The organism is Streptomyces sp. NPDC003943 (assembly GCF_053605265.1).
The window spans coordinates 23052-29627 of sequence record NZ_JBSGIW010000095.1 but is presented as its reverse complement, the minus strand read 5'-3'; the positions used below and the strand labels follow the sequence as shown (position 1 = coordinate 29627).

Here is a 6576-nt window from a genome sequence, read left to right as displayed (position 1 = left end):
GGGGTGGCGCGGGGGGGCGGGGATTGGGGGTCGGGTGGGGGGGGGGACGCGACGCGGCCCCCGTCACCGAGCCGGCCCGGCGGCGGGGAGCGTGGTGGTCGCTCCGCGGGGCCGGCCCGGTCCGCCCGAAGGTCAGGCGTTGATGCAGACGTTGCCGACGGCCGGGTTCAGCGCACCGATGAGGTTGACGCTGTTGCCGCAGACGTTGGCCTGCAGGTGGATCGGGACCTGGACCACGTTGCCGGACAGGACGCCCGGGGAGCCGACCGCGTAGCCCTGGGCGTCGGCGTCGGCCATCGCCGGAGCGGCGGCACCCATGGCCATGAGCAGACCGGCGACGACGACCGCAGCCTTCTTGCACTTCATTTCGTCTGGATCCTTTCTGCGGCGGAAGAGAATTCACGGATTTCGTGACGCGCGGGCACGCACGGGGTGCGCCCGCATTCCGCTGCACGGTTTCACAACGACCCTGCCACGGAAAGGAAACTTTCTGATGGTCCGACCGGCCGAATTCACTCGCTTGCCGGGCCGACTTGACTTCAGCGCGGCCAGATAGGTGTTCTCATGAGCCGTTCCCACTCACGGTCGGGAACTCCCGGAACGGCCCGTCCGGCCTGGGTCCACTGGTGGGCGAGCAGGGAATAGAGGGGGAACGGTTCCCGGTCGGTGACGGGCGGGTCGGATACATAACGGCTCTTCGGAATGAAGGCCATCCGCTCCCATTTCCCGGGATCAGGCGCCATATTCGCTCCTTCCGCTGAGGTCTCGGGAGGACTCGGGAGGACTCGGGAGGTCTCGGCATCATGACACAGGCGCAGCGGGTGGGTGATTCGAACTGTGCATGTCGCGTCGCGTACCTGTGTGCGACGACGACCGATTTAACGTTTCGGCATGAGAATTCCCGGCAGACGTCTGCTGCTCCTGTCCACGGCCCTGGCCACGCTCGGCGCGGGCGGCGCCCTCGCCGCCGCCCCGCCCGGCCTGCCGGCTCCCGGCAAGGGGCTCAACATCCTGCTCGTCGGCGTCGACTCGCGGGCGGGCGTGACCCCCGTCGAGCGCGTGAAGTACAACATCGGCAACAAGGACTGCGGCTGCACCGACGTGATGATGCTGGTGCACGTCTCCGCCGACAACGACCGGGTCAGCGTGGTGAGCCTGCCCCGCGACTCGCTCACCACGCTGCCCGCGCACCGCGACCAGCGGACCGGTGAGATGGTCCCCGCCCACCAGGCCAAGCTCAACAGCGCCTGGAAGCAGGGCGGGGCACCCTTCGTGATCGAGCGCGTCGAGGCGCTGACCAGGGTCCCCGTCCACCGCTACCTGGAGATCGACTTCCGCCGCTTCATGGACACGGTCGACGTCATCGACGGCGTGCCGGTCTGCTCGAAGAAGAACCTCAAGGACCCGGCCACCGGCATCGACCTCAAGGCGGGCGTCACCCGCCGGGTCCTCGGCGGCGAGGCGCTCCAGTACGTGCGCTCCCGGAAGGCGGACGGCGAGGCGGACTTCGGGCGGATCAAGAAGCAGCAGCGTTTCATCGTCAACACGCTGCGCGAGGTCCGCACCCATCTGTTCCGGGACTCCGACTGGCTGCGCTGGTTCGCCGAGACCCTGCGCGGCAAGGCGAAGGCCGAGCGGGCGATCAGCACGCCGGAGCTCCTGACGCTCGCGGCCCGGCTGCGGAACCTCACCCCGGAGCGGACCGAGTTCGCCACCGTGCCGATCCTGAAGATCAACCCGCTCATCCCGGGCGTCGGCGCGACGATCTCGTGGGACGAGAAGTACGCCGCCGAGGTCTTCGCGCAGCTGCGCGCGGACAAGAGGCTGCCGAAGCCCAACCCGAAGTACCACAGCCAGACCAAGCTCGGCGAGTACAAGCCCCTCGAAGGGAAGCCGATGCTCTGCGCCTAGCGCGGTTCGGCTGCCGCCTCAGCGCAGCCTGAGGGCCAGCAGCTCCGGGTCGGTCGTCGGCGCGTCGCACACGAAGTGCCGGCAGACATAGGCGGCGGCCCTGCCGCCGACCAGCGGCCGGTCCCGCAGGAGCGGGAACTCCTCGCCGTCGGGCAGCCCGGCGGCGAGGACCGCGCCGGGCGCGCCGGAGCGCAGGGCCGTACGCCACAGGGCGCGGAAGCCCTCGTCGTCGGGGGCGCCGACCACGGCGATCTCCTTCGGCCCGTCGCGCAGCGCCTCGGCGACGGCCAGTCCCCAGCCGATGAACCGGGGCGCGCGCGGCCCGAGCGCCTTGACCACGCCGAGGGCGGCCTCGGCGGCGGCCCGGTGCGGCTCGGAGCCGGTGTGCGCGGCGTACGAGAGGAGCGCGCCGGCCGCGGCGGTCCAGCCGGACGGGGTGGCGCTGTCGGTGGGGTCCTGGGGGCGGCGGATCAGCCGCTCGGCGTCGTGGGCGGTGTCGTAGAGCACGCCGCCCTCGGCGGTGAACTGGTCGAGGACGATGTCGAGCAGGAAGCCCGCGAACTCCAGCCACACTCCCTCGCCGGTCACGCCGGCCAGCGCGAGGAAGCCCTCGGCGACGTCGGCGTAGTCCTCCAGGACTCCGGCGTTGCCGCCGGCGTGCCCGTCCTTGGAGGTACGGGTCAGCCGGGCGCCGTCGTCGAGGTGCAGCCGGACCAGCAGATCGGCGGCCTCGGTGGCGCGTTCGACCAGGTCGGGGCGGTCGAGCAGGGCGCCGGTCTCGGCGAGCGCGGCGACGGCGAGGCCGTTCCAGGCGGCGACGATCTTGTCGTCGCGGCCGGGGCGGGGGCGCTCCTCGCGGGCGGCGAGCAGCCGCCCGCGGATGGACGCGATCCGCTCGGCGTCGGCGAGACCGGCGTCCTGCGGGAGCTGGAGCACCGAGCTGCCGTGCTCGAAGGTGCCCTCCTCGGTGACGCCGAAGTGGCGGGCGGCGTAGGCCGCGTCGTCCGCGCCGAGGACGTCGGTGAGCTGGGCGGGGGTCCACACGTAGTAGGCGCCCTCGACGTGCCTGCCGCTGCCGTCGTCAGAGTCGGCGTCGAGCGCGGAGGCGAAGCCGCCCTCGGCGGTGCGCAGTTCGCGGACCATGAAGTCGGCGGTCTCCAGGGCGACCCGGCGGGCCAGGTCGCTGCCGGTGGCCCGCCACAGGTGCGCGTAGACCCGGCAGAGCAGCGCGTTGTCGTACAGCATCTTCTCGAAGTGCGGCACGACCCAGGCGCGGTCCACGGCGTAGCGGGCGAAGCCACCGCCGAGCTGGTCGTAGATGCCGCCGCGGGCCATGGCCTCGCAGGTGTCGGCGGCCATCTGGAGTGCGCCCTCGGCCCCCGTGCGGGCGTGGTGGCGCAGCAGGAACTCGAGGGCCATGGACGGCGGGAACTTGGGCGCGCCGCCGAAGCCGCCGTGCTTGGCGTCGTACTCGCGGGTGAGCCCGAGCAGCGCCTGGGCGAGCTCGGAGTCGTCGGGGACGCCCTCGCCGCCGAACGCGAGGGAGCGGGCCCCGAGGTCCTTGACGATCTTCCCGGCGACCTCGCCGACCTCGCCGCGGCGCTCGGTCCAGGCGTGCGAGACGCCTTCGAGGACATCGCCGAAGGACGGCATGCCGTGCCGGGGCTCGGGCGGGAAGTAGGTGCCGAAGTAGAAGGGCTCGGCGTCCGGGGTGAGGAAGACGGTCATGGGCCAGCCGCCCTGGCCGGTGGCGGCCTGCACGGCCTCCATGTAGACGGCGTCGACGTCGGGCCGCTCCTCGCGGTCGACCTTGACGGCGACGAAGCGCTCGTTGATCAGCGCGGCCGTCGTCTCGTCCTCGAAGGACTCGTGCGCCATCACGTGACACCAGTGGCACGAGCTGTAGCCGACGCTCAGGAGCACGGGCACGTCGCGCCGCCGGGCCTCCTCGAAGGCGGCGGGCTCCCACGCCCACCAGTCGACGGGGTTGTCCGCATGCTGAAGGAGGTACGGGGAAGTGGCGTCCGCCAGTCGGTTCGGCATGCTCCCATCCTTGCGCACGCGCCCGCGCCCCGCCCATACGCCACGGAACACCCCGGACCCGGTTCTCGCGTCGAGAACCGGGGGCCGGGGTGCTGTGCGGGGAGGGACCGTGGATCAGTAGTCGATGCGGTCGGTCTTGGCCAGCCAGGCGTCGAACGGCGCGGTGCGGTTCGACATCTCCAGGCGCTCGATCGCGGCCGGCCAGGCCGCGTCCGGCCGCGCCTCGAAGAGGTCGTAGAACTTGCGGTCGTCGAAGCCGGCCACCGCGGCGTCGTCGCGGTCGGCGGCGAAGATGATCCGGTCGACGCGCGCCCACAGGGCGGAGGAGAGACACATCGGACACGGCTCACACGACGTGACGAGGACACAGCCCTCGAGCGAGAAGGTGTTCAGGGCCTGGCAGGCGTTGCGTATCGCGGTCACCTCGGCGTGCGCCGTCGGGTCCAGGTTCGAGGTCACCTTGTTGTTCCCGAGCGCGACGATCTCGCCGTCCTTGGCGATGAGGGCGCCGAACGGGCCGCCGCCGTTCGCCACGCTGGTGGTGGCGAGCTCGATGGCCTTGTCCAGCCAGGTGCGCTCGAGTTCCTGGGTGCTCGTCTCAAGGGTGTGAGCAGACACGGTGGCTCCTTTTTCGGCGGTGCTGGGGGATTCCCCGGGCTGTGCCGCGGAGCGCGGCCGGGGAGGGGATGGAAGAAGTGGCGGGAGTCACGGCTGGGGCGCCGCGGGTGTGCTCGGGGGCGACCGGGTGCGGGCGAGGCACGGCGTCCGCCGGGGTGGCGGGTCGGAGGAAGTCCATGGCACCCCGTCCCTTGCTTCGTTCCGCTCTTGTGAGGAGTACACAGCCGAGCGTGCACAACCAGCCAGGGGCGGAAGACATGAAGACCTCAGCGGCCGCGGACGAGGACTTCGTGGATTTCTACAAGAGCCGAATCGGTCATCTTGTCACTCAGGGTTAAACAATTGTGTACGGCGTGTGAAAAGGGTGCCTGGCAGGGCACTCATACGACAAGCGGCCCCGCTCCTCGCACTGGCTCTGCGAGGAACGGGGCCGCTTCAGCGCGGTGCCGAGGATCAGCCGCCGACGTTGCCGTTCTGGGAGAGGACCTCGCCCAGGATGTGCGACAGCGCGTCGTCGCCCTTCTGCTGCACGGAGTTCTGGGTGCAGGTCTGGTTCGACACCGGGTTGCCGAGGACGTCCTGGACGGCGATCGGAACACCGATGAGGGCGCCGATCGGAACCTGGGCCTCGACCTTCTGGACGTCGAAGCAGTGCAGGACGCCACCGTTGACGAGACCGAAGTTCGGGCTCATGTAGCCACCGGTGGAGTTGCTGCCGATGGACTGCTTCGACTGGTTGCCGATGATGTTGGCGCTGCCGCCGTCGTTGCCGGCCGCCATCGCCGTGGTCGCGGACATGCCGGCGACGGTGGCCGCGACAGCAGCGGTAGCAAGAACCTTCTTGATCACGAGTCTTCCTTCTTGAGCTCGATGGCCCTGAACTGCTCCGTTGTCCGAAGCGCCCTGATCAACTGCCCGCAGGAGTTTTGGTTCCGGGGGGTCACTCGATGGCGGTATCCGTCAGATGAACGCCATCGGACGGCAGGTCGACGGCCAGCCGTTCGGGCTTTCGCGCCCTGACCAGGACCCCTTGGGAGCACTGGCCCGCGACCTCGCTCCCCGCCGCGCGCCACAGCGGCGCGGGACCCCGGAAACCGGACAGTTCGAGTGGCGGCCCGCCGGAGCGCGGTCAGGGGCGACGGGATCAGGTGGCCACGGAGAGGACGAGCTTGCCGGTGGTGCGGCCCGTCTCCCCGCGTACGTGGGCCGCGGCGGCCTCCGCGAGGGGGAACACCTCCTCCACCAGGACGCGCAGCCGGCCGCTCTCGACGAGGGCGGCGATCTCCCGCAGCCCCGCGTGGTCGGGCTCGACGAGCATGAACTCCGCCCGTACCCCGGCCTTCCCGGCCTCCGCCGCGGGGAAGGAGTCGTCCAGCGGGAGGAGCGAGACCAGGGTGCCGCCGGGCCGCAGGGTGCGCAGGGAGCGGGCCGGGCTGGGGCCGCCGAGCGGGTCGACGACGACGTCCAGGTCGCGGAGGGTCCCGGCGGCGTCGCGGGTGCGGTGGTCGACCGGCTCGTCGACGCCGAGGGAGCGCAGCAGCTCGTGCTTGGCGGCGCTCGCGGTGCCGATGACGTACGCGCCGCGTGCCTTGGCGATCTGCACGGCCAGGTGGCCGACGCCGCCGGCCGCCGCGTGGACGAGGACGCGCTGCCCGGGCCTGACGCCGGCGGTGTCGACCAGGGCCTGCCAGGCGGTCAGCGCGGCCAGCGGCAGGGCGGCGGCCTCGACGGGGGTCAGGCCGCGCGGGCTGGGGGCGAAGTGCCGGGCGGGGGCGGTGACGTACTCGGCGTACGCGCCGGCCGGGTGCGGGAAGCGCGGCATCCCGTACACCGCGTCGCCGGCCCGGAACACCGTCACTCCGGCGCCCACCGACGCGTACCGGCGCACGTTCCGGCCGACGCGTTAGGGGCGAAGGGTCGGGGCCGAAGCGTCAGGGCGCGGGGGCGGGGTGTAGGCAGCGCGCGTACGGGCCCCGGCGGTGCCGGGGCCCGTACGCGTACGTG

Annotated in this window: 6 protein-coding genes; 1 reads left to right on the top strand and 5 read right to left on the bottom strand. The window is 71.7% G+C overall.

Going from position 1 to position 6576, the window contains the following annotated elements; genetic code table 11:
- Positions 1-132: 132 nt before the first annotated feature.
- On the bottom strand, positions 133-366 hold the full coding sequence (locus ACWEV0_RS30060; protein ID WP_453152805.1) for a chaplin: 234 nt from the start codon (positions 364-366) through the stop codon (positions 133-135).
- A gap of 525 nt (positions 367-891) precedes the next feature.
- Between ACWEV0_RS30060 and ACWEV0_RS30055 the strand changes: the two genes are divergently transcribed.
- Positions 892-1911 (top strand): LCP family protein, encoded by a 1020-nt coding sequence (locus ACWEV0_RS30055; protein WP_453152804.1) that lies wholly within the window; start codon positions 892-894, stop codon positions 1909-1911.
- Positions 1912-1929: 18 nt separating this feature from the next.
- On the opposite strand, the gene ACWEV0_RS30050 is transcribed toward ACWEV0_RS30055, so the two are convergent.
- From ACWEV0_RS30050 to ACWEV0_RS30035, 4 genes are all read right to left on the bottom strand, one after another.
- Positions 1930-3954: a thioredoxin domain-containing protein gene (locus ACWEV0_RS30050; protein WP_453152803.1), complete on the bottom strand. Its 2025-nt coding sequence runs from the start codon at positions 3952-3954 to the stop codon at positions 1930-1932.
- A gap of 114 nt (positions 3955-4068) precedes the next feature.
- Entirely contained in the window at positions 4069-4572 is a 504-nt protein-coding gene (locus ACWEV0_RS30045; protein ID WP_451605957.1) for a nucleoside deaminase, read from the bottom strand.
- A 453-nt stretch (positions 4573-5025) separates the two neighbouring features.
- Positions 5026-5421, bottom strand: a complete 396-nt coding sequence (locus ACWEV0_RS30040; protein WP_403795991.1) for a rodlin — start codon at positions 5419-5421, stop codon at positions 5026-5028.
- 295 nt (positions 5422-5716) lie between these two features.
- Positions 5717-6460, bottom strand: a complete 744-nt coding sequence (locus ACWEV0_RS30035; protein ID WP_453152802.1) for an NADP-dependent oxidoreductase — start codon at positions 6458-6460, stop codon at positions 5717-5719.
- Positions 6461-6576: the final 116 nt, after the last annotated feature.

What these genes read in the sequence shown, in the direction of transcription:
- ACWEV0_RS30055 (WP_453152804.1), top strand. Translation starts at nt 892, where the DNA reads ATGAGAATTCCCGGCAGACGTCTGCTGCTCCTGTCCACGGCCCTGGCC.
- ACWEV0_RS30050 (WP_453152803.1), bottom strand. Translation starts at nt 3,954, where the DNA reads ATGCCGAACCGACTGGCGGACGCCACTTCCCCGTACCTCCTTCAGCAT.
- ACWEV0_RS30060 (WP_453152805.1), bottom strand. Translation starts at nt 366, where the DNA reads ATGAAGTGCAAGAAGGCTGCGGTCGTCGTCGCCGGTCTGCTCATGGCC.